This window comes from Pseudooceanicola sediminis (assembly GCF_003575965.1).
In the GTDB taxonomy this organism is placed as follows: Bacteria; Pseudomonadota; Alphaproteobacteria; order Rhodobacterales; family Rhodobacteraceae; genus Pseudooceanicola; species Pseudooceanicola sediminis.
In genome coordinates this window covers 16162-38605 of the sequence record NZ_QWJJ01000002.1, presented here as the reverse complement: position 1 = coordinate 38605, position 22444 = coordinate 16162, and the positions used below count along the sequence as shown (strand labels likewise).

Genomic DNA, 22444 nt, shown 5'->3' with positions numbered 1-22444 from the left:
CCCCCGCCCTTGGGGCGATGGCCGAGGCAGGGAGAAGCGATATGCGTGTGATCTTCATGGGAACGCCGGAGTTTTCCGTGCCGGTGCTTGAGGCGCTGGTTGCGGCGGGTCACGACATTGCCTGCGTCTATTGCCAGCCGCCGCGCCCCGCCGGTCGCGGCAAGAAGGACCGCCCGACCCCGGTCCATGCGCGCGCGATCGAACTGGGGCTGGAGGTGCGCCATCCGGTGTCGCTGAAGGACGCGGCGGCGCAGGCCGAGTTCGCTGCGCTGAATGCCGATATCGCCGTGGTGGTGGCCTATGGGCTGATCCTGCCGCAGGCGGTGCTGGATGCCCCGGCGCACGGCTGCCTGAACATTCACGCCAGCCTGTTGCCGCGCTGGCGCGGGGCCGCGCCGATCCATCGTGCGATCATGGCCGGTGACGCCGAGACCGGCATCTGCATCATGCAGATGGAGGCGGGGCTGGACACAGGGCCGGTGCTGTTGCGGCGTGCGACGGCGATTGGCGCGCAGGAAACGACGGCGGAACTGCACGACAGGTTGTCGGAGATGGGCGCCGCGCTGATTGTCGAGGCTCTGGCAGGACTGGAGACCTTGCAGCCCGAGGTGCAGCCCGACGAGGGCGTGACCTATGCGAAAAAGATCGACAAGTCCGAGGCGCGGGTGGATTTCGCGCACTCCGCCGAAGAGGTCGACCGTCTGATAAGGGGGCTGTCGCCGTTTCCGGGTGCCTGGGTGGAGTTCGACGGGCAGCGGATCAAGCTGCTGGCGTCACGCGTGGTCAGCGGGGCGGGCGTCCCTGGCGGCGGTGTCCCTGGCGAGGTGCTGGACGATGCGCTGCGCGTGGCCTGTGGCAGCGGCGCCGTGCAACTGCTGAAATTGCAGCGGGCAGGCAAGGGGCCGCAGGACGCCGAGGTGTTCTTGCGGGGCGTTCCGATCCGCACGGGCGATGTGCTGGGCTAGGCACGGCCGCCCTGGAGGCGGGGTGAACCCCGCCCTACGGGGACTGGCCGCGTGGGCGATCAGTAGGGCAGGGCGGCGCGGATCAGCAGCGCCACCACGGTGATCGCCCCCAGGCCGATCGCGTACATGGCGACGAACCAGAGCATCCGGCGCATCAGTGATACCCCTCCTCCGGGTCGAGCTTGCCGCGAAAGACGTAATAGGCATAGGCGGTATAGCCGAGGATGATCGGCAGCATGATCCCGGCGCCCCAGAGCATGAAGACCTGGCTGGAGTGCGGCGAGGCGGCATCCCAGATGGTGATCGAAGGCGGGATGACGTTCGGCCAGATCGACAGCCCCAGCCCCAGAAAACACAGTGCGAACATTGCCAGCGCCAGCAGGAAGGGCAGCCAGTCGCGCCCCTGTGCAAACAGCGACCGGGCAAAGCCGAGCGCGATCAGGCCCAGCAGGATCGGCACGGGTGCCGCCACCAGCATCGACGGCCATGTGAACCAGCGCAGGTAATATTCGCCCGCGAGAAAGGGCGTGGCCAGGCTGACCGCGACGATGAAGGCCATGGTGGCGACGCCGAGGCGGCGGGCGAGGTGACGCACGCGGGTCTGGATGTCGCCTTCGATCTTCCAGTTCAGGTAGCAGGTGCCGAGCAGGGCATAGCCACAGGCAACGGCCACGCCTGTCAGCAGCGTGAAGGGCGTCAGCCAGTCCCACCAGCCACCCGCATAGGCGCGCCCTTCGACCCTGATGCCCTGCAACAGCGCGCCGAGGGTGATGCCCTGCATCAGCGCCGCCAGCAGCGACCCCCAGAAAAAGGACGCATCCCATGCGCGCCGGGTGAACGCCGAGCTGGCGCGCCAGCGGAATTCGAAGGCGACGCCGCGAAACACCAGCGCCAGCAGCATGATGATGATCGGCGGGTAGAGCGCGGGCAGCAGTACCGCATAGGCGAGCGGAAAGGCCGCCATCAGACCACCACCACCCAGCACCAGCCATGTCTCATTTCCGTCCCAGACCGGCGCGACGGCGTTCATCAGCAGGTCGCGGTCCTTCTTTTTCGGGAACAGCGGGTAGAGGATGCCGATGCCGAGGTCAAAGCCATCCAGCACGACGTAGATGAAGACCGACAGGGCAAGCAGCAGCGCCCAGATCACGGTCAGGTCTGTCAGCATGTCGATCATTGTGCCGTCCCCCTCTCTGAACTCTCGCCATGCACCGCGCCAAGGCCCGCGGCGTGCATCGGTCCGGCGCCATCCTTGAGCCTGGCCTCGCGTGGCTCGGGCGGTTTCGACATGAGGCGCAGGATATAGGCCACGCCCGAGCCGAACAGCAGGAAGTAGACGACGACAAAGGCAATCAGCGAGGTGCCGACCGCCGCCGCGTCCAGGGGCGAGTGCGAGTCGGCGGTGGCAAGGTGGCCATAGATCACCCAGGGCTGGCGTCCGACCTCGGTCGTGATCCAGCCGGCGATGACGGCGACGAAGCCCGAGGGCCCCATCACCACGGCAAGGCGGTGCAGCCAGCGCGCATCATACAGCGTTCCGCGCCAACGCGCCCAGAGCGACCAGAGGCCGACGCCCATCATCAGGAAACCGAGGCCGACCATGATCCGGAAGGACCAGAAGACGATGGCGACCGGGGGTTGCTGATCGCGGGGCACCGCATCGAGGCCGCTGAGCGCACCATCCCACGAATGGGTCAGGATCAGCGAGGACAGCTTTGGCACCTCGATCTTGTAGCGCACCGTCTGGGCGTCCTGATCGGGCAGGCCGAACAGGATCAGCGGTGCGCCATCCGGGTGGCTTTCGAAATGCCCCTCCATCGCGGCGACCTTCATCGGCTGGTGTTCCAGCGTGTTCAGGCCGTGCTGATCCCCGATGAAGATCTGGAGCGGCGCGACCACGGCGGCCATCCACATCGCCATGGAAAACATGACCCGCACGCCGGTGTTGCGGCTGCGCCCGCGCAGCAGGTGCCATGCACCGACCCCGCCCACCACCAGCGCCGTGGTCAGGTAGGACGCCGTCAGCGCATGGGCCAGCCGGTAGGGAAAGGACGGGTTGAAGATGATCTGCATCCAGTCGGCGGGCAGGTACTGGCCATTCTCGCCGATTGTGAAACCCTGCGGCGTCTGCATCCACGAATTCACCGACAGGATCCACGTGGCCGAAATGGCGGTCCCGACCGCGACCATGGCGGTGGCAAACATGTGCAGCCCCTCGCCCACCTTGGACCGGCCGAACAGCATGATCCCGAGAAAGCCTGCCTCAAGAAAAAACGCCGTCAGCACTTCGTAGGCCATCAGCGGGCCGATCACCGGGCCGGCCTTGTCGGAAAACACCGACCAGTTGGTGCCGAACTGGTAGGACATGACGATGCCCGACACGACGCCCATGGCAAAGACGATGGCAAAGATCTTGACCCAGTAGCGGAACAGCCGGAGGTAGGTTTCGTCGCGGGTTTTCAGCCAGAGCGCGTTGAGCACGGCCAGGTAGCTGGCCAGCCCGATGGTGAAGGACGGAAAGATGAAGTGGAAGGACACGGTGAAGCCGAATTGAATTCGGGCGAGTGTCACGGCATCGAGACCAAGGAAATCCTGCATTTGCGCCTCACTGAACAAGTCGGGGCCCTGTTTGACCGGTTTTCGCCCTCAGGCCCATGCGACGATTATGCCGCGCGACCTTTTGGCAGGGCGGCCCCGGTCGGGCGCGCCCCAAGCGTGCCGCCTCAGCCTAGCAGAAAAAGATCACAGTGCGACAACGTTTTAGCCGCTGCGTAAACAGCGGGGGGGGCTGGTGGCGCAGGTGGTGCGTCGTTGGGCCATTCCGGGGCGATTGCCAGATGGGCGAGGGGGCTTTGTGGCGCGGTAAGCGCTACTTGAAGGGGGCCATTCCGGCACGCGCCAACTCGTCCGCACGTTCGTTTTCGGGGTGGCCGGCGTGGCCCTTGACCCATTCCCAGGTCACCGTGTGCCGCTTTTGCGCCGCATCAAGCTGTTGCCAGAGATCGGCGTTCTTGACCGGTTTCTTGGCGGCGGTTTTCCAGCCGTTCCGCTTCCAGCCGTGGATCCAGGTGGTGACGCCGTTTTTCACGTATTGGCTGTCGGTGAAGATGGTGAGCTTGGTTGGCCGTTCCAGCGCTTCGAGGGCATTGATCGCGGCCAGCAGTTCCATGCGGTTGTTGGTGGTATTGGCTTCGCCGCCCTTCAGCTCCCGCTCCTTCACGACTTTCGTGCCGTCGCGCGCTTGCAGCAGGGTGCCCCAGCCGCCGGGGCCGGGGTTGCCGGAGCAGGCTCCGTCGGTGAAGGCATAGAGGTCTGGCATGGGTCTGGTCCTGTGGCTGTGCGCGGTGACACCATGCGCCGGGGGCAAGGTCAAGTGCGGCGGGGAAAGATGCCCCGCCGCCGATGGCTTTTATTGCGCCCATTCGCCCTTGCGGAACACGGGTACGAGGGTGCCGTCCGGCTTGATGCCGTCGATGTCGATCTCATCGCTGCCGATCATCCAGTCAACGTGGATCATGCTGGAATTGCCGCCCTTTTCCGCGATCTCTGCTTCGCTTAAGGTCGCCCCGTCGAGGAAGCACTTGGAATAGCATTGGCCGAGCGCGATGTGGCAGGACGCATTCTCGTCAAACAGCGTGTTGTAGAACAGCAGGCCCGAGGCCGAGATCGGCGAGGAATGGGGGACCAGGGCAACCTCACCCAGGCGGCGCGCGCCCTCGTCCGTATCGATCAGCTTGATCAGGTTCTCCTCGCCGCCCGAGGCGGTGGCCGAGACGGCGCGGCCATCCTTGAAGGTCATCTCGATGTTCTCGATCAGGTTGCCCTGATGCGCAAGCGGCTTGGTGGCGCGGACGGTGCCGTTGACCCGGTGGGCGTGCGGCGTGGTGAAAACCTCTTCGGTCGGCATGTTCGGGTTGCACGTGACGCCGTTCCTGGCCTCGGACGCGCCGCCATGCCATTCGTGGTCATCCGCCAGGCCGATCGTCAGATCCGTGCCGGGGCCGGTATAACGCAGGGCGTCGAATCGCTGATCGTTCAGCCAGCGGGTGCGGGCGCGCAGGGCGGCATTGTGCTGCTGCCACTCGGCCACGGCGTCGGTGCCGGTGACGCGGGAGGCTGCAAAGATCGCGTCGGCCAGTTTCGCCGTCGCGTCGTCTGCGGACAGATCGGGGAACATGCGCTGCGCCCACTCGGTGCCGGGATAAGCGACGATGGTCCAATTGATGTCGAAGTTGGAGATCTTCGACAGGGCCGGCTTGTAGGCGATGGAGTTCGCCTTTCCAGCCCGCGCCACCTTTGCCGCGTCCATTTCCGCCAACAGCATCGGGTCGTCCCCGACGATGGCCATGCGCGCGGCGTTCTTGCCATAGGCCTCGGCCATGCCGTTGTAGAGCCAGCTCGGCGCTGTGTCGAAGGTCTCGTCGTGCCCATGCCGGTACCGGGCGAGGGTGACCTCGGCGTCCGACAGGATCGGGGTCACGACGCCCGCACCGGCGCGATAGGCAGCGGCGGCGATACGGCGCACCAGCGGCAGGGCGGTGGTGGGGGCGGTCAGGATCAGATCCTGACCCGGTTGCAGATCGAGACCGACCTTGACGGCAACCTCGGCCAGCCGGTCGAGCGTTGCGGGATCTATCGGGGTTTTGGACATCTGTGCCTCCGTCGGGTTGCGGCGCCCCGGTGCCGGGGCGTTCTGGCCTGACTTAGCATATACTGCGCCTGGGTCCACGTGGCGTTGGGGGCTCTGCCCCCGCCTTCGGCTCCCCCGGGATATTTCCAACAGGGAAACGATGTGGACCGGCTCTTTGTCATCTGGCCAAAAATACCCCCGCCGGAGGCATGCGCGGCTTGGCAGGCGCGCGGCCTGGTGTTTCTTACGCCGGCAGGCGCAGGACGCGCGGCACCTTGAATTCGACGTTTTCCTTGGCGGTTTCCACCAGTTCCTCGGTCACCTCGAAGCGGGCGTGCAGGGCGGCGATCACCTCGTCGACGAGGATCTCCGGGGCAGAGGCGCCGGCAGTGATGCCGATGGCGCGGATGCCGATGAGCGCGCGCCAGTCGATATCGGTGGCGCGTTGCACGAGCTGGGCATAGGGGCAGCCCTGACGGGCGGCGACTTCGACCAGACGGCGGGAATTGGAGGAGTTGGGGGCGCCGACGACAAGCATGGCATCGATGCGGCCTGCCATGGCCTTGACCGCATCTTGCCGGTTGGTCGTTGCGTAGCAGATATCTTCCTTGTGCGGACCGGTGATGGCAGGAAAGCGGGCGTGCAGGGCGGTGACGATGCCTGCGGTATCGTCGACCGAGAGCGTGGTCTGGGTCACGAAGGCCAGTTTGGCGGGATCGCGCACGCGAAGTGTGGCGACATCTGCTTCGGTTTCAACCAGCAGGACTTCGCCATCCGGCAGCTGGCCCATGGTGCCGATTGTTTCGGGGTGGCCGGCGTGGCCGATCATGATGATCTGCAGGCCGGCCTCGGCGTGACGTTCGGCCTCGATGTGGACCTTGGAGACCAGCGGGCAGGTGGCGTCGACATAGATCATCTCGCGGCGCGCGGCCTCGGCCGGAACCGCCTTTGGCACGCCATGGGCGGAAAAGATCACGGGACGGTCGGGAGGGCATTCGTCCAGTTCCTCGACGAAGACCGCGCCGAGGTCGCGCAGGCTGTCGACGACGAACTTGTTGTGAACGATTTCGTGCCGGACATAGACCGGTGCCCCCCATTTCTGGAGCGCCATCTCGACGATCTTGATGGCACGGTCGACGCCGGCGCAGAAACCGCGCGGTGCGGCGAGGTAGAGCGTGAGAGGGGGCTTTGTCATCGGGGTCTCTTCGAATGAATGCTCCGCCAGTGTAGCGGGTCGTGGCTGAACCTTCAAAGGGGCCTGTCGCGCAATCCCCGGCTTCTTCCCTTGGCCCACCCGCCCGCCGGATGCGCCGCGGCGGGTGAGGCAGGTGATGCGGAGGGGGGGGCGTCGGGTCGCGAGCATCGACTCGGGGGCGTGCCCCTATTGCGCGGGTATCAGGGTAGCGGACCGGATCAGAGGGTGGCTGCCGTGCGCGGGCGCGTTTCGTCGTTCGTGTCGCGCGGGGGGCGCCCGATGACGTCCTTGAGTTCCTCCAGCTCGATGAAATTATCAGCCTGACGGCGCAACTCGTCCGCGATCATGGGGGGTTGGCTGCGGATCGTGGATACGACCGAGACCCGTACGCCCTGGCGCTGGAGGCTTTCCACGAGCGGGCGGAAGTCGCCATCGCCGCTGAACAGGACGATATGATCGACACGCGGCGCAAGTTCCATTGCATCGACTGCCAGTTCGATATCCATGTTGCCCTTGACCTTGCGGCGGCCCTGGCTGTCGGTAAACTCCTTGGCGGGCTTCGTCACCATGGTGAAGCCGTTGTAGTGCAGCCAGTCCACCAACGGGCGGATCGGGGAATATTCGTCATTTTCCAGGAGGGCGGTATAGTAAAAGGCGCGCAACAATTTTCCCCGGCGCATGAACTCCTGCCGGAGCAACTTGTAATCAATGTCGAATCCGAGCGATTTTGCCGCTGCGTACAGATTCGATCCGTCGATGAACAGCGCAAGCCGTTCGTCTTTATAGAACATAAAAAAATACCCTTCTAATTGTCCGTCCGGGTCGATGAGTGAGTGAGGAGTGAATGAACCGGCGGAGCGGACTCTTTAAAATAAAGTTATTTGAGAGTGCATCAAGTGAACTTGGAAGTGCAAATGATAAACGGGAGCCAGCGGTGATAAGATCATATTTGGTCGCGATAGGCGGAAATCTGCCTTCTGGCGGCTTGTCACCCGTCGAGGTCCTGCAATCTGCGGTAGAAATGTTGCGCCGGGATACGGGGTGGTCCTGTCGTGTCAGCCGGTTTTTCCGGACACCGGCCTTTCCGGCGGGGGCGGGGCCCGATTTCGTGAATGCCGCCCTCGAACTGTGCAGTGACGCGGCGCCGGAGGAGGTGCTGGCCCGACTGCACGATGTCGAGCAGGCGTTCGGCCGTCTACGCACAACACGCTGGGCCGCGCGGCCGCTGGACCTGGATCTGATCGCGGCGGGCGACCTGGTTTTGCCCGATGAGGTGACGCAGGGGCATTGGCGGACACTTTCGGCGGAGCAGCAGCAGACGCAAAGCCCGGATAGGTTGATCCTGCCGCACCCGAGGGTGCAGGACAGGGCCTTCGTGCTGGTGCCGCTGTGCGACATCTGTCCGCAGTGGATGCACCCGGTCCTGGGCCTGACTGTCACGCAAATGTGCGAAAATTTACCACAGTCTGAACGGGATTCTGTTGTTCCTTTGCCAGAATCTGCTTGTCAATAAAGGGCGGCAGGCATAAAACCACTCTCTCTACATCAATCCGCATCCAAGTCCCGAGGAGTGCTCCGATGGCGCGCGTAACCGTAGAAGATTGTGTCGACAAGGTTCCGAACCGCTTCGAACTGGTCATGCTGGCAGCCCACCGGGCCCGCGAGATCAGCGCAGGCGGCGCGATTACCGTGGATCGCGACAACGACAAGAACCCCGTCGTGAGCCTGCGTGAAATCGCCGAGGAGACCCAGTCGGCGGACGAACTGCGCGAACGGCTGATCGAATCGAACCAGTCGCAGATCGAAGTCGACGAGCCGGAAGAAGACAGCATGGCCCTGCTCATGGGTGCCGAGCCTGCCGACAAGCCGGTGGAAGACGACATGAGCGAAGAAAAGCTGCTGCGTGCGCTGGTCGAGGCGCAACGTCAGGGCTGAGCCTGAAGATGGCCGTTGCGGGACGCCCGAGAGGTGTGCCCGCACGGTGCTGACCCAACATGCAGATCAACGGCCAGGTCGCTGCAGGCCAATATAGCAAGGGCCGAACGGTGCGGGACAGCAAGTCCGAAGGGGAAAAAGGCACCAACGTGGATCTTATCCCGGCAGACGATCTTATCGCGCTCGTCCGCGCCTATAACCCCAAGACAAACGAAAAGCGTATCCGCGCCGCCTATGAATTTGGCCGCGAGATGCACGACGGACAGATGCGCCGTTCGGGTGAGCCGTATTTCTGCCACCCCATTGCCGTGGCCAGCATTCTGGCCGAGCAGAAGCTGGACGATGCGACGATCATCACCGCGCTGCTGCACGACACCATCGAGGACACCAAGGCGAGCTATATGCAGATCGCCGAGCGTTTCAGCGAAGAGGTGGCGGACCTGGTCGATGGCGTTACCAAGCTGACCAATCTGCAACTGTCCAGCACCGAGACCAAGCAGGCCGAGAACTTTCGCAAGCTGTTCATGGCGATGTCCAAGGACATGCGGGTGATTCTGGTCAAGCTGGCCGACCGTCTGCACAACATGCGCACGATCAAGGCGATGAAGCCGGAAAAGCAGGTTCAGAAGGCCCGTGAAACCATGGATATCTTTGCGCCGCTGGCCGGCCGCATGGGGATGCAGTGGATGCGCGAAGAGCTGGAAGATCTGGCGTTTCGCGTGCTGAACCCCGAGGGGCGCAACAGCATCATCCGCCGTTTCGTCAGCCTGCAGAACGAAACCGGGGACGTGATCGAACGTATCACCGGCGACATGCGGCGCGAGCTGGCGGGCAACACCGTGCCGGCCGAGGTGATGGGGCGGGCCAAGAAACCCTATTCGATCTGGCGCAAGATGCAGGAGAAGAACCAGAGCTTTTCCCGCCTGTCCGACATCTATGGTTTCCGCATCATCACCGAGACCGAGGATGATTGCTATCGCGCGCTTGGCGTCATTCACCGGCGCTGGAAATCTATTCCGGGGCGGTTCAAGGATTACGTCAGCCAGCCGAAGTCGAATGGCTATCGCTCGATCCACACCACGGTGTCGGGGCGGGATGGCAAACGCGTCGAGGTGCAGATCCGCACGCGGCAAATGCATGAGGTTGCGGAGGCGGGCGTTGCTGCGCACTGGTCCTACAAGGACGGCGTGAAGGCGGAAAACCCCTTTGCCGTCGACCCGACCAAGTGGATCAGCGCCCTGACCGAGCAGATGGGCGCCGAGGAAGATCACGAGGATTTCCTCGAGGCCGTCAAGCTTGAGATGTATTCGGACAAGGTCTTTTGCTTCACGCCGAAGGGCGAGGTGGTCAAGCTGCCGCGCGGCGCGACGCCGATCGATTTTGCCTATGCCATTCACACACGGATCGGGTCGGCCTGCGTCGGGGCGAAGATCGACGGGATGCGGGTGCCGCTGTGGACGCGGGTGAAGAACGGTCAGTCGGTCGAAATCATCACCGCCGAGGGGCAGGAGCCGCAAGCGACCTGGCTGGAGATCGCCACGACGGGGCGTGCCAAGGCCGCCATCCGGCGGGCCCTGCGTGAAGTCGACCGCGAGCGTTACGTCAAGCTTGGCCGGGAGCTGGCGCGGTCGGGGTTCGAACATATCGGCAAGAAGGCCACCGACAAGGTGCTGGAAACCGCCGCCAGCAAGTTGCGGCTGGAAGGCCGGGATGAGTTATTGGCGCAGCTTGGCCGGGCAGAACTGCGCGTCGCGCGGGTGGTTGCGGTGCTGTATCCGGAGCTGTCGCCGAAGGATGACCTGGACGCGGTCAAGCGCGACCGGGCGCTGGTCGGGCTGGAACAGGGGCAGAGCTTCAAGCGGGCGCGCTGCTGCCAGCCGCTGCCGGGCGAGCGGATCGTCGGAATTACCTGGCGGGGACGTCCGCTGGCGGTGCATGCCATCGACTGCGAATCGCTGTCGGCCTACGAGGATCAGCTGGATCGCTGGGTCGATCTGCACTGGCAGGCCGGACGACATGCCGCAATTTACGCGGTTACGCTGGAATTGACGCTGGCAAACGATCCGGGCGTGCTTGGCCGGATTTGCACATTGATCGGCGAGCAGAAGGTCAATATCTCCAACCTTGAGTTCAAGGACCGTAAACCGGATTTTTTCCGGTTGCTGGTAGATATCGAATTGCGCGACGCCGAGCATTTGCACACGGTTATTTCGGCCATCGAGGCCGAGGGGGATGTGGCTTCGGTTTCGCGCCACCGCAACCCCGAGGAAGCGCCCGTGGCGCCGCCTCTGACCCCGCAGGGAGAGCCCGTTGGTCTTTAAGCGTCGAGACAGACGGCCATACTGGAAGATCATCGCTGACTTCTTCTGGCCCAAAGGCGGCTGGGCGCGGGCATTTCATTACACCAAGCACCGGCTGCGCCGTCTGCCCGATACGCCGGAAAAGATCGCCCGGGGCATTTTCGCCGGCATCTTTACCGTCTTCACCCCCTTTTTCGGGATGCACTTTGTCGTTTCCGCGCTGATCGCGCTGGTGGTACGGGGAAACGTGATTGCGGCCTTGCTGGGCACGTTCATGGGCAATCCGCTGACCTATGTGCCGATTGGCGCGATCTCGATCCAGACAGGGTACTGGATGCTGGGGATGCACATGCGCGGTGGCGGCGAGGAGCATCGTTCGTTCGGGGGCAAGTTCGTTGATGCGGCGGATGATCTGAAGAACAACCTGCTGGCGCTGTTCACGGACACAGACGCCAATTGGCACGGTCTCAGCGTGTTCTATCATCAGATCTTTTTCCCCTACATGATCGGGGGGATCCTTCCCGGTCTGGTCGCCGGGCTAGTGGGATATTACGTTTCGGTGCCGCTGATCCGTGCCTACCAGGCGCGGCGGCGCGGCGCGCTGAAGGCCAAGTTGGCCGCGATCCGCGCCAAATCGACCAAGGGAGTTGCGGGCAAGGGACCGGGCGCAAAGGCTGGGCCTGCGGGTGGCAAGGGCGTCAAGGGCAAGCAGGCGCGCGAAAACGGCAACGGCTCCTAGCGAGGCGGCGCGGTAAAAGCCGGTGTCGTTGCAGGCGATCCGGGGGATTGGCTCTGGTCCTTGGCGCGGTGTTCCGGCATCTATTGGGCGTTTCGGGGCGGCTGGCCCTGACGGGAATGGTTTGGCCCGGCGTGGCCCGACCCTGACAGGAGTGCCTGTATGAGCGAGCTTGCAAGACTGCGCCTTGGCGTGAACATCGATCACGTTGCCACCGTGCGAAATGCCCGTGGCGGGATCTATCCCGACCCGCTGCGCGCGGCGAGACTGGCCGAAGAGGCCGGGGCCGATGGAATAACTGCCCACCTGCGCGAAGATCGTCGCCATATTTCGGATGCCGACATTGAGGGACTGGCCGCCAGCCTGACCGTGCCGCTGAATTTCGAGATGGCGGCAACGGATGAAATGCAGGCGATTGCGCTGCGCCATCGCCCCCACGCCGTTTGCCTGGTGCCGGAAAAGCGCGAAGAGCGCACGACCGAAGGCGGCCTGGAGGTTGCGCGCGAGGAAAACCGGCTGGCGCATTTCATCGCACCGCTGCGCGAGGCGGGGTGCCGGGTGTCCATCTTCATCGCCGCCGACCGGCGCCAGATCGAAGCCGCGCACCGCATCGGGGCCGAGGTGATCGAGCTGCATACCGGTGCCTATTGCGATGCCCACGCCGAGGGACGGTTCGAGGAACGCGACGCGGAGCTGGAACGGCTGCGCGAGATGTCCACCTTTGCCGCGTCGTTGGGCCTTGAGGTGCACGCGGGGCACGGGCTGACCTATGATACCGTGCAGCCGATTGCCGCCTTTCCCGAGGTGCGAGAGCTGAATATCGGGCATTTCCTGGTCGGAGAGGCGATTTTCCTGGGGCTGGGCCCTGCGATTGCCGAAATGCGCCGCCTGATGGATGCGGCGCGCGCCTGATGATTCTGGGCATCGGCACAGACCTGGCAAATATAGAGCGTATCGCGGCAACGCTGGAGCGGTTCGGGGATCGTTTCCGCAATCGCGTGTTCACCGAGGTCGAGCAGGCCAAGGCGGCGCGGCGCAAGGATGTCGCGGGCACCTATGCCAAACGCTGGGCCGCCAAGGAGGCCTGTTCAAAGGCGCTTGGTACCGGTTTGCGCATGGGCATTTCCTGGCGCGACATGGCCGTCAGCAACCTGCGCACCGGCCAACCCGTGATGGAGGTCACGGGCTGGGCGGCAGAGCGTCTGGCACAGATGACCCCTCCAGGTCACGAGGCAATCGTTCACGTGACGCTGACCGACGATCACCCCTGGGCGCAGGCCTTTGTCGTGATCGAGGCACGCCCGATCAATGGCCCGCAGGCGGAGTTGTCCGTGCCGGACTAGGATTTTCCGGGGTCATCACATCGGCGCAGGATGCGGCAAAGCCGGTCGCGGCGGAGTGAACTGCGTGCTGCTTGACTTGACCCCGTCTGCCCCGCATGTAACGCGGGCTTTAGGGGCCGCTGGGCCCGATGCGCGAAACAGCTAGCGGAGGACCGGCAGATCATGGCCGACAAGCCCAAGGAAAGCGGTAATTTCATCTGGGAAACCGTCAAGACGATCTTTTGGGCGCTGCTGATCGCAGGGCTTTTTCGCACTCTCTTCTTTCAGCCATTCTGGATTCCATCGGGGTCAATGAAGGACACGCTGCTGATCGGGGATTTCCTGTTCGTCAACAAGATGGCCTATGGATATTCCTATGCGTCGTGCCCGTCGATCAAGGTGGCCGGCCTCGATCTGGACGCAAAGGACATCTGCGGTTTTCTGGATGGGGATGGCAACAGCCGCTTGATGGGCAGCGCGCCCGAGCGTGGCGACGTGGTCGTGTTTCGCCATCCCGTCACCGGCGAGGATTACATCAAGCGCCTGATCGGCCTGCCGGGCGACGAGATCCAGGTGCGGGATTCGCTGCTGTACATCAACGGTGAACCGGTGAAGCAGGAAGACGGTGGCACCTTTGTCGAAACCTACGAACCGCAGGGTCCGCAAGGGCGCGCCCCGCTGTGTTCGAATGCCCCGGTCGGCATGGGCGGCGAGTGCAAGAAGACCCGCATCATCGAAACGCTGCCCAATGGCGTGACGCATGATATCCTGGACATTCGCTATCAGAGCCAGGCGGACGACACGGGGGTCTATCGTGTGCCCGAGGGGCATTACTTCTTCATGGGGGACAACCGCGACAACTCTACCGATTCGCGGTTTGCGCAATCGGCGCGTGGCGTGGGCTTTGTTCCCGCCGAAAACCTGATCGGGCGGGCGGATCGGATCATATTCTCGTCTGCTGGCCGGTCGCTGCTGTTCTTCTGGGATTGGCGCAAGGACCGGTTTTTCCGCAAGGTCGACTGATCGTGCGGCAGTTTGCGCGGCGGTCCCGGCCTTGCGCCGGGCGCCAGATGGGTGTTTTTACGCGTAAACCGTCAGGCAACCGGACCCAGGCATGAAGTTATCGCAGGACATGAAGCTGTTTCAGGACAGGCTGGGCCATGAATTCGCCCGGCCTGAACTGCTATTGCGGGCTGTTACCCATTCGTCGGTCGCGACGCCGACGCGCGACGACAACCAGAGGCTGGAATTTCTGGGTGACCGGGTTCTGGGCCTGGTGATGGCCGAGGCGCTGCTGGCCAGTGATCGCGTGGCAAGCGAGGGGATGCTGGCGCCGCGCTTCAACGCGCTGGTGCGCAAGGAGACCTGTGCCGATGTCGCCCGCCAGATCGACGTCGGTGCGGTGCTGAAACTGGGCCGGTCGGAACAGATCAGCGGCGGTCGTCGCAAGCTGGCCTTGCTGGGGGACGCGATGGAGGCGGTGATTGCCGCCGTGTACCTGGACGGTGGTTTCGACGCGGCCAAGGCAATGATCCTGCGCCTTTGGGGGCCGCGCATCGCCACGGTCGACGAAGATGCCCGCGACGCCAAGACATCGCTTCAGGAATGGGCGCAGGCACGTCGGTTGCCACCCCCGGCCTATATCGAGACGGCGCGCAGCGGCCCGGACCATGCGCCGATCTTTACCATCTGCGCACGGCTGGAGACCGGTGAAGAAGCCTCGGCCAAGGCGAACTCGAAGCGGATGGCCGAACAGGCGGCGGCCAGGGCGCTGCTGGACCGGGTCATGAAAGACGGCGAAGCGTGAGCGACAACCTGCGCGGCAGCCTGTTCATGGTTCTGGCGATGATGCTGTTTGCCGGCGAGGACGCATTTTTCAAGACTGTGACGGCGGATGTGGCGCCGGGTTTTGCGCTGGCGATGTTCGGCGCCATCGGGATGTCGGTTTTTGCACTGCTGTCGCGTCGGGTGGGCGAAAGGGTGCTGAACCCCGAAATGGTGCGGCCCCGCCTGCTGATCCGGTCGGTATTCGAGCTGGGCGGGCGGCTGTTCTTTGCGCTGGCGCTGGCATTCACGCCGCTGTCGACGACCTCGGCCATCTTGCAGGCGACGCCGCTGGTGGTGACATTGGGGGCGGCGCTTGTCCTGGGGGAAAAGGTCGGTCTGCGCCGGTGGAGCGCGATGGCGGTCGGGTTCTGCGGGGTCTTGCTGATCTTGCGCCCCACACCCGAGGCATTTCGTGTCGACGCGCTGTTGGCGGTCGCAGGCATGATCGGGTTCGCCGGGCGGGATCTGGCGACGCGCGCCGCGCCGCCCAGCGTGTCGCGATACCAGCTGGGCACACTTGGGTTCTTCGTTGTACTGGCGGCGGGCGGTATCCTGATGGTCGTGGCGGGCGATGTGCCGCGCCTGCCACCGCTGCGGGATTTGGGGATGCTGGGGGTTACGGCCATTTTCGGGGTCGGTGCCTATACCGCGCTGACGCTGGCGATGCGCACCGGGGAAATCAGTGTCGTTGCCCCGTTCCGCTATAGCCGGTTGCTGGTTGCGCTGGTCATCGCGTTCTTCGTGTTTGGCGAGCGCCCCGATCTTTGGACACTTGCGGGTGGCGTTCTGATCGTGGGTAGCGGGATCTATACCTTGCTGCGGTCGGGCCGTGTGACAGCGGTGACACCCGTCTGAACGACCTTGCAGACAGGGCTGGTACGGTGGGCTATTCTGCCCTAGAAGGCCCCCTTCACATCAACGGATGATCTCATGAGCACACGCGCCGGCTTTACGGCCCTGATCGGCGAACCCAATGCGGGCAAGTCAACGCTGCTGAACCGGATGGTTGGCGCAAAGGTCAGCATTGTCACCCACAAGGTGCAGACGACCCGCGCCCGGATTCGCGGTGTCGCGATCGAGGGTGAGAGCCAGATCGTCTTTGTCGACACGCCTGGCCTGTTCAAGCCGCGCCGCCGCCTGGACCGCGCAATGGTGGCAGCCGCCTGGGGCGGCGCGGCGGATGCCGATGTCGTCGTGCTGTTGATCGAGGCGCATCGTGGTATCACCGAGGGCGTCGAGGCCATCCTGGCGAGTTTGCAGGAGATGTCAGAGGGCCGCACGATCGCGCTGGCGATCAACAAGATCGACCGCGTCGAGGCCCCCGTGCTGCTGGCCCTGACCAAGAAGATGAACGACCAGTTTGCCTTTGCCGAGACGTTCATGATCTCGGCTGAAAAGGGACATGGCGTGCAGTCGCTGCGGGACTGGCTGGCGGGCAAGATGCCGGAGGGGCCGTGGCTGTACCCCGAGGATCAGATTGCCGATCTGCCGATGCGCATGATCGCCGCCGAGATGACCCGCGAAAAGCTGACACTGCGTCTGCACCAGGAGCTGCCCTATCAGCTGACGGTCGAGACCGAGAGCTGGGAGGAGCGCCCGGATGGCAGTGCGCGGATCGACCAGATCGTCTATGTTGTGCGCGACGGTCACAAGGGCATTCTGCTGGGCAAGAAGGGCGAGACGATCAAGGGTGTGTCGACCGCCGCACGCACCGAGATGGAAGAGTTTCTGGGCCGCCGTGTTCACCTGTTCCTGCAGGTGAAAGTGCGCGAAAACTGGCTTGAGGAATCCGAGCGCTATTCCGAGATGGGTCTGGATTTCAAGGACGGCAACTGATCGCGGTCAGCGCCGCCCGCGCTGGCGGGCGATCTGCCACCAGATCAGACCGATCAGGATGCTGATGATCCCGGTGACGTTCAGGGCCACTCCGTAGGACGCTGGCAGGCTGAACAGGATGTAGATCACGTTCAGGACAATCCCGACGATGAGAAGGATGGCGGCAGGCAGGGGCATCTGGCAGGGGTCCTGTTCGGTGTTTGCCCAGCCTAGCAACAATGGGTGGCGGCGCATAGCGCCGTGGACCCGGAGGAGTATGCGATGCGTCTGAAAGCTGAAATCTGGGTCGCTGCCTACCTGACGCGTCTGCGGCTGGCTGATATTCCGGTTTTTGTCGTGGCGCATGGCGATGACACGGGCGGGGCCGTTCTGGTCAAGATGAACACGTTGGACGGCCAGGCCCGGCTGTTTCAGCGCAGCTTCGACATCATGAGCGGGGCGCGCACCTGGGTCACGCTGGCCGAAGGTGCGGAGCGCGAGGTGGATGCGGCCATTGCACGTCAGCGCAGCTTTGATCCCGATCTGTGGGTGATCGAGGTCGAGGACCGCCAGGGGCGGCATCTGTTGGACGAGGACGGTCTGTCGGACTGATGCGCGTTAGCGGCGTGCGATCCGGCCGATCCAGGAATAGACAAGCCCGAGGGCCAGAAAGCCCAGCCCGAGCATTGCCGACCAGATCGCCACACCGTCCCAGCCGACCTGTGCCGGGTCAATGAAGAAATAAGGGTAATCGCCGTCGCGAGTGCCGCGCCAAAGGGCGTACAGGATATAGAGTGCAGGCCAGAACAGCCACAGGATGGCCGGTCCGAGGCCAAGGTTGCCCTTCGGTGCAAAGATGAGCCACCAGAGCATCGTCAGCACCGGCGTCAGCGTATGGAGGCCGAAATCGGCATAGAGCGACAGGCCCTGGTGCACGCTGGCCAGCAGCAGGTGATACACGGCCCCCGTGACGGTTATCCAGACGGCCAGGCCGCCCATCCACAATGCGCCGAGCTTTCGTCGTAACGAAACGATGGCGAAAAAGCTGATCAGCACCAGCAGATTGGTGAGGATGGTGAAATAGCGCGCCAGTCGCCACAGGATTTGCAATGCCGAGTCGGTTGGATGGTCAAGCTGCGTGGCCATGAATTCGAAAGACAGCGAGACGGCGGCGCTGATCACGATGAGCAATGCGAGCGCGCGGGCCGTTGGTGAGAGAGTGGAAGAGCGAAAATCCATGGCGGTAAGCTGAGCCATCTTGCCGCTGTCTGCAAGTCGATGGATGATGATGGCATGGAATGGCGGGAAGACGGAATCTTGTTGGCGGTCAGGCGTCATGGCGAGAGTGCCGCGATCATTGAGGTGTTTACGCCTTCGCATGGTCGGCACGCCGGAATCGTACGCGGCGGATCCTCGCGCAAGATCGCGCCGATGCTGCAACCGGGTGCCCAATTGGACATCGCCTGGCGTGCCCGACTCGAGGAGCATCTGGGATATTTCACGGTGGAACCCGTGCGATCGCGTGCGGCTGTCAGCCTGGGAGAGCGGTTGGCGTTGGCGGGGCTGAACGCGGTCACGGGGTTGTTGGTGTTCTGCCTGCCCGAACGAGAAGCGCATCCACGGCTTTATCGTCAGACAGAGCAATTGCTGGATCTGCTGGATCGCCCCGAGGTATGGCCACTGGCCTATCTGAGGTGGGAAATGGCGCTGCTGGAGGACATGGGCTATGGTCTGGATCTGTCGTGTTGCGCGGTGACGGGCGCGACAGAGGGGCTGGCCTATGTCTCGCCCCGGACGGGGCGGGCGGTCACGCGCGCCGGGGCGGGGGCGTACGCCGACCGGCTGCTGCCACTGCCGCCAACGCTGATGGGACAGGGCGATGCCCCTGATGCGGACGTGGCCGCTGCGCTGATGGTCACAGGGCATTTCCTGCACAACCGGCTGGCGCCGGAACTGGGCAGCAAACCCCTGCCGGATGCGCGGCAGCGGTTGATCGAGGCAATCAGCCGGCGCGTAGCAGCGGGCTGAAGCGCAGTGTCAGGCCAGGCCCGGTCAGCGTCAGCGTGTCGTCGGTGACCGTGGCCGAGGTGACGCGCCGCAGTGCCGCCAGATAGACCTGTTCCGCGTCGATCGCGGGGCAGGCCATCCGGGTGCTGGCAATGCCTTCGGTGCGGAAGTCATCCTCGACCCCGACCCAGGTGCCTGAGTAACGATTGCAGGGGGCCTGCCCTTCGAGCCGTCCAAGGGCGGGGATGCGCAGCGTGGCACGGTCTGTGTCGGGCACGGTCTTTTCGTTGATGGCGTCCAGCTGCCAGGTGGTTTGTGCCGCGATCAGCTCGGCCTCTCGGCAGCCACCGAGCAGAGACAGCGCGAGGCAGGCGATGGCAAGACCGCTGACCCGGCGCCCCGAGTGCCGCAATCGCGCCATGCTGCGAGCTTGAGCGCGCTGTTTCATCTGAGGGCGAGGACAAGATCCACGAGGGTATCAAGCGCCTCGTGATTGCGTTTTTCATCCGCGGGGCCCAACTCTCCCATGCCGATACGGGCAGCATAGAGCAGACGGGCGATGTCGGGGTTTGTGACACCGATCTGTTTCAGCACGTCCTCGAGGTGGGTCAGTCGGCGGGCATCGATATCTTCCAGCGTTGCCTTGGCGGTCGCGTCGGTGCGGGCCCATGCGCGCATCGCGGCCTCGGCCAGCGGATCATCGGAAAATCCGTTGCGTACAAGGGCGTGGAGCTGAGCCACCGCTGCGCGTTTATCGTCCGGCGCAGCAGGTGCGGCCTGTGATTCCTCGCCCCAGAACTTCAGCAGGGCCTGACGGAACGCGGGAACATCGGGAAAGTGCCAGTAGAATGATCCCTTTGTCGTGTCCAGCGCGCGGGCCAAAGGTTCGGCCTTCAGCGCCTCTGGACCGAGGGTCGAGAGGGCATCCAGACCGGCGCGCAGCCAATCATCAGGGGAAAGGCGGTTCTTTCGACTCATCCTCTGAGACTAGCTGAGCCGCTGCGATGCAGCAACGATAGACACGCGCCGCCGACAGGGCGGCAGGTCGCCGCGTATTTACAAGGCAGCGTTCCCTGGCCGCGCCTGCGCGGGTCGGCGCATGCGCAAGCGCGATCAGGTGTCAGGCCGCCTCGGCGATCGTCAGGCGCACGGGGGTCAGTCCGTCGATGGTGCCTTCGATCACATTGCCCGGCGCAACGGGGCCGACGCCTTCGGGGGTTCCGGTCAGGATCATGTCGCCGGCGCGCAGATGGTAGAACCCTGAGAGGTGGCTGATGATCGCAGCGACATCGTGAATCATCAGGTTCAGCGTTGATTTCTGCTTGGTCGTTCCATCCAACGTCAGTTCAATGGCCTGCTTGGCCACCGCGCCGAAATCGGCGGCCTTGGTGATCGGCCCGATGACAGCGGAATTTTCCACGTCCTTGCCCAGATCCCATGGGCGCTGCTTGTTCCGTTCCGCGATTTGCAGATCGCGACGGGTCATGTCCAGCGCGCAAGCATAGCCATAGACCGCCGCCGCCGCATCTTCGGGAGCGCATTTGAAGACCGGCGCGCCGATGGCCACGGCCAGCTCCATCTCGAAGTGATAGTTGGTGGTCCCGGGCGGATACGGGGCGGTGCCACCCGACAGGATCATCGAGGCCGGGGATTTCGTGAAGTAGAAAGGAGAATCGGGTACTTCGTTGCCAAATTCGGCGGCATGGGCGGCATAGTTGCGCCCGACGCAGAAAATACGGCGGACGGGATACCCCTCCGTCTCGCCGGTGACGGGGATGTCGGGAATGGGGGGCAGGTCAAACAGGCTCATGCGGGGTCCTCTTGCGGTTCACGCCCTGCTTACGCCGCGGTCCAGCGCTGGACAAGGCGGCCCGGATCAGGCTTTTTGAGGCGAGCATTTGCAGGAGGCCACGATGACTTTGAAACCCTTGTCCGACATGATTGCACAGGGAAAGGGCGATGTCCCGGCGGATCTGGTCCTCAAGGGCGGCAAGGTTCTGGACGTCGTCACCGGCGCGCTGCTGGAGGGAGACGTCGCGATCTGCGGCGAGCGCATCGTCGGCATCATGGCGCAATACGACGGGGTCGAGGAGATCGACGTTTCCGGCAAGATCCTGGTGCCTGGATTTATCGATACGCATTTGCACATAGAGAGCAGCATGGTCACCCCGCATGAATTCGACCGCTGCGTCGGCCCGCGTGGCGTGACCACGGCGATCTGTGACCCGCACGAGATCGCCAACGTGATCGGGGTGCCGGGGATCGAGTATTTCCTGTCCTGCGCGACCGAGACGGTGATGGACATCCGCGTCAACCTGTCTTCCTGCGTGCCATCGAGCCACATGGAAACCGCCGGTGCGCGGATCGAAGCCGACGATCTGGCGCCGTTGATGGATCACCCGCAGGTCATCGGGTTGGCCGAGTTCATGAATTACCCCGGCGTGATCTTTCAGGACCCCGGCTGCATGGCCAAGCTGGAGCTGTTTCGGGGCCAGCATATAGATGGCCACTGCCCACAGTTGCTGGGCAAGGGCCTGAACGCCTATGTCGCCGCCGGAATCCGCACCGAGCATGAGGCGACGACCGCTAAGGAGGCCCGCGAGAAGCTGCAAAAGGGGATGCGCGTGCTGATCCGCGAAGGCTCGGTTTCCAAGGACATGGTCGCCTTGCAACCGCTGCTGAGCGACATCACCAGCGCCTACATGTGCCTGTGCACCGATGACCGTAACCCGCTGGATATCGGTGAACACGGGCACCTGGATTTCATGATCCGGGAACTGATCCGCATGGGTTGTCCGCCGCTGGCCGTTTATCGCGCCGCCAGCCTGTCGGCCGCCGAGGCGTTCGGCCTCAAGGATCGCGGCTCGATCAGCCCTGGCAAGCGCGCCGATATCGTGGTGATCGACGATCTGGCGACCTGCCGCGCCGAAATGGTGTTTTCGGGGGGCGTACAGTTCAACGATGCGGCCTTTGCGGCCCGTTCGATCACACCTCCCGTGGGGCGCAATTCGGTGAAGGCGCCTGTTGTGACCGCCGAAAGTTTTCGCACCTCTGCCAACCGCGAAGAAACCGACGTGATCGGCATCATGGAAGGCAAGATCATCACCGAGCACCTGAAAGAGGTGATCGCGATCGAGGATGGCGACAAGAAGCCCGACCCCGAACGGGATCTGGTCAAGATCGCCGTGGTCGAGCGGCACGGCATCAACGGCAATATCGCCAGTGGTTTCGTCAAGGGCTTTGGATTGAAACGCGGAGCCATCGCCTCGACCGTCTGCCACGATCACCACAACATTGCCTGCGTCGGGGTGGATTACGACGACATGGCGCTTGCGGCGAACCGGCTGGGAGAGATCGAGGGCGGGTTCGTGGTGGTCGAGAACGGCAAGGTGCTGGCCGAATTGGCGCTGCCGGTCGCGGGACTGATGAGCACGGAGCCTTTCGAGGTGGTCCATGACGCCCTGATCGTGCTGCGGGCTGCTGCGAAATCGCTGGATGTCGCGCTGGAGGAACCTTTCCTGCAACTGGCCTTCCTGGCGTTGCCCGTGATCCCGGCGTTGAAGATCACGGACCGCGGGATGGTGGATGTGGTGAAATTCGAGATCATCTCCTGACCTATTTCGCAATGCAAAATGTAATTCCACACTATTGACCCGCGCCCCTCGCGCGGCCTAGTCTGCTTCCCAACGGGGTGGGTTTCCTCTGCGCGCCG

25 protein-coding genes are annotated in these 22444 nt (G+C 63.8%); 14 read left to right on the top strand and 11 right to left on the bottom strand.

The window, feature by feature from the left end:
- Nucleotides 1-41: 41 nt before the first annotated feature.
- The gene (gene fmt / locus DL237_RS02125; protein ID WP_119397386.1) at nt 42-965 is read left to right on the top strand and encodes a methionyl-tRNA formyltransferase; all 924 of its coding nucleotides are present in this window, start codon (nt 42-44) and stop codon (nt 963-965) included.
- 154 nt (nt 966-1119) lie between these two features.
- Here fmt and cydB read toward each other — a convergent pair whose 3' ends face one another.
- From cydB to DL237_RS02090, 6 genes are all read right to left on the bottom strand, one after another.
- Complete coding sequence (gene cydB, locus DL237_RS02115; protein ID WP_119397662.1) at nt 1120-2133, bottom strand: cytochrome d ubiquinol oxidase subunit II; 1014 nt, start codon at nt 2131-2133, stop codon at nt 1120-1122.
- Between the two features lie 5 nt (nt 2134-2138).
- Complete coding sequence (locus DL237_RS02110; RefSeq protein ID WP_119397384.1) at nt 2139-3563, bottom strand: cytochrome ubiquinol oxidase subunit I; 1425 nt, start codon at nt 3561-3563, stop codon at nt 2139-2141.
- A 271-nt stretch (nt 3564-3834) separates the two neighbouring features.
- Nucleotides 3835-4284: a ribonuclease HI gene (gene rnhA, locus DL237_RS02105; RefSeq protein ID WP_119397383.1), complete on the bottom strand. Its 450-nt coding sequence runs from the start codon at nt 4282-4284 to the stop codon at nt 3835-3837.
- Between the two features lie 90 nt (nt 4285-4374).
- Nucleotides 4375-5616: an aminopeptidase gene (locus DL237_RS02100; RefSeq protein WP_119397382.1), complete on the bottom strand. Its 1242-nt coding sequence runs from the start codon at nt 5614-5616 to the stop codon at nt 4375-4377.
- A gap of 223 nt (nt 5617-5839) precedes the next feature.
- The gene (gene ispH / locus DL237_RS02095) at nt 5840-6790 is read right to left on the bottom strand and encodes a 4-hydroxy-3-methylbut-2-enyl diphosphate reductase (protein WP_119397381.1); all 951 of its coding nucleotides are present in this window, start codon (nt 6788-6790) and stop codon (nt 5840-5842) included.
- Between the two features lie 218 nt (nt 6791-7008).
- Nucleotides 7009-7581 (bottom strand): LabA-like NYN domain-containing protein, encoded by a 573-nt coding sequence (locus DL237_RS02090; protein ID WP_119397380.1) that lies wholly within the window; start codon nt 7579-7581, stop codon nt 7009-7011.
- A 53-nt stretch (nt 7582-7634) separates the two neighbouring features.
- Here DL237_RS02090 and folK point away from each other — a divergent pair, with 53 nt between their 5' ends.
- The 10 genes from folK to era all read left to right on the top strand — a co-directional run bounded on the left by folK (nt 7635) and on the right by era (nt 16746).
- Nucleotides 7635-8303, top strand: a complete 669-nt coding sequence (gene folK, locus DL237_RS02085; protein WP_119397379.1) for a 2-amino-4-hydroxy-6-hydroxymethyldihydropteridine diphosphokinase — start codon at nt 7635-7637, stop codon at nt 8301-8303.
- A gap of 65 nt (nt 8304-8368) precedes the next feature.
- The gene (rpoZ, locus tag DL237_RS02080; RefSeq protein ID WP_119397378.1) at nt 8369-8725 is read left to right on the top strand and encodes a DNA-directed RNA polymerase subunit omega; all 357 of its coding nucleotides are present in this window, start codon (nt 8369-8371) and stop codon (nt 8723-8725) included.
- A 110-nt stretch (nt 8726-8835) separates the two neighbouring features.
- Nucleotides 8836-11046: a RelA/SpoT family protein gene (locus DL237_RS02075; RefSeq protein WP_233544834.1), complete on the top strand. Its 2211-nt coding sequence runs from the start codon at nt 8836-8838 to the stop codon at nt 11044-11046.
- Nucleotides 11036-11764, top strand: coding sequence for a DUF2062 domain-containing protein (locus DL237_RS02070; protein ID WP_119397376.1), 729 nt, complete (start codon nt 11036-11038; stop codon nt 11762-11764). The genes DL237_RS02075 and DL237_RS02070 overlap by 11 nt, the downstream gene beginning before the upstream one ends.
- A 159-nt stretch (nt 11765-11923) precedes the next feature.
- The gene (locus tag DL237_RS02065) at nt 11924-12673 is read left to right on the top strand and encodes a pyridoxine 5'-phosphate synthase (RefSeq protein WP_119397375.1); all 750 of its coding nucleotides are present in this window, start codon (nt 11924-11926) and stop codon (nt 12671-12673) included.
- A complete protein-coding gene (acpS, locus tag DL237_RS02060) occupies nt 12673-13104 on the top strand; it encodes a holo-ACP synthase (protein WP_119397374.1) in 432 nt (143 codons plus the stop codon). The genes DL237_RS02065 and acpS overlap by 1 nt, the downstream gene beginning before the upstream one ends.
- Nucleotides 13105-13266: 162 nt before the next feature.
- Nucleotides 13267-14106, top strand: coding sequence for a signal peptidase I (lepB, locus tag DL237_RS02055; RefSeq protein WP_119397373.1), 840 nt, complete (start codon nt 13267-13269; stop codon nt 14104-14106).
- A gap of 91 nt (nt 14107-14197) precedes the next feature.
- Nucleotides 14198-14890 carry a ribonuclease III gene (gene rnc, locus DL237_RS02050; protein ID WP_119397372.1) on the top strand — a complete coding sequence of 231 codons (693 nt, stop codon included), beginning with the start codon at nt 14198-14200 and terminating at the stop codon, nt 14888-14890.
- Entirely contained in the window at nt 14887-15765 is an 879-nt protein-coding gene (locus tag DL237_RS02045; RefSeq protein WP_233544833.1) for a DMT family transporter, read from the top strand. The genes rnc and DL237_RS02045 overlap by 4 nt, the downstream gene beginning before the upstream one ends.
- A gap of 75 nt (nt 15766-15840) precedes the next feature.
- Nucleotides 15841-16746 (top strand): GTPase Era, encoded by a 906-nt coding sequence (gene era, locus DL237_RS02040; protein ID WP_119397371.1) that lies wholly within the window; start codon nt 15841-15843, stop codon nt 16744-16746.
- 6 nt (nt 16747-16752) lie between these two features.
- Here the strand turns inward: era and DL237_RS20550 are convergent, their stop codons facing one another.
- The gene (locus DL237_RS20550; RefSeq protein ID WP_158585577.1) at nt 16753-16923 is read right to left on the bottom strand and encodes a hypothetical protein; all 171 of its coding nucleotides are present in this window, start codon (nt 16921-16923) and stop codon (nt 16753-16755) included.
- A gap of 84 nt (nt 16924-17007) precedes the next feature.
- Here DL237_RS20550 and DL237_RS02035 point away from each other — a divergent pair, with 84 nt between their 5' ends.
- Nucleotides 17008-17337, top strand: coding sequence for a DUF1491 family protein (locus tag DL237_RS02035; protein ID WP_119397370.1), 330 nt, complete (start codon nt 17008-17010; stop codon nt 17335-17337).
- Nucleotides 17338-17343: 6 nt separating this feature from the next.
- Here DL237_RS02035 and DL237_RS02030 read toward each other — a convergent pair whose 3' ends face one another.
- Nucleotides 17344-18177, bottom strand: coding sequence for a Pr6Pr family membrane protein (locus DL237_RS02030; protein WP_233544832.1), 834 nt, complete (start codon nt 18175-18177; stop codon nt 17344-17346).
- Between DL237_RS02030 and recO the strand changes: the two genes are divergently transcribed.
- A complete protein-coding gene (gene recO / locus DL237_RS02025; protein ID WP_233544850.1) occupies nt 18079-18753 on the top strand; it encodes a DNA repair protein RecO in 675 nt (224 codons plus the stop codon). The two genes, DL237_RS02030 and recO, sit on opposite strands and share 99 nt — an antisense overlap.
- On the opposite strand, the gene DL237_RS02020 is transcribed toward recO, so the two are convergent.
- From DL237_RS02020 to DL237_RS02010, 3 genes are all read right to left on the bottom strand, one after another.
- Nucleotides 18728-19153 carry an META domain-containing protein gene (locus DL237_RS02020; protein WP_158585576.1) on the bottom strand — a complete coding sequence of 142 codons (426 nt, stop codon included), beginning with the start codon at nt 19151-19153 and terminating at the stop codon, nt 18728-18730. The two genes, recO and DL237_RS02020, sit on opposite strands and share 26 nt — an antisense overlap.
- 23 nt (nt 19154-19176) lie before the next feature.
- Nucleotides 19177-19710, bottom strand: coding sequence for a TetR/AcrR family transcriptional regulator (locus DL237_RS02015; protein WP_119397367.1), 534 nt, complete (start codon nt 19708-19710; stop codon nt 19177-19179).
- A gap of 142 nt (nt 19711-19852) precedes the next feature.
- Entirely contained in the window at nt 19853-20542 is a 690-nt protein-coding gene (locus DL237_RS02010) for a fumarylacetoacetate hydrolase family protein (RefSeq protein ID WP_119397366.1), read from the bottom strand.
- A gap of 103 nt (nt 20543-20645) precedes the next feature.
- Here DL237_RS02010 and ade point away from each other — a divergent pair, with 103 nt between their 5' ends.
- A complete protein-coding gene (gene ade / locus DL237_RS02005) occupies nt 20646-22346 on the top strand; it encodes an adenine deaminase (protein WP_119397365.1) in 1701 nt (566 codons plus the stop codon).
- The last annotated feature ends 98 nt before the right edge of the window (nt 22347-22444 follow it).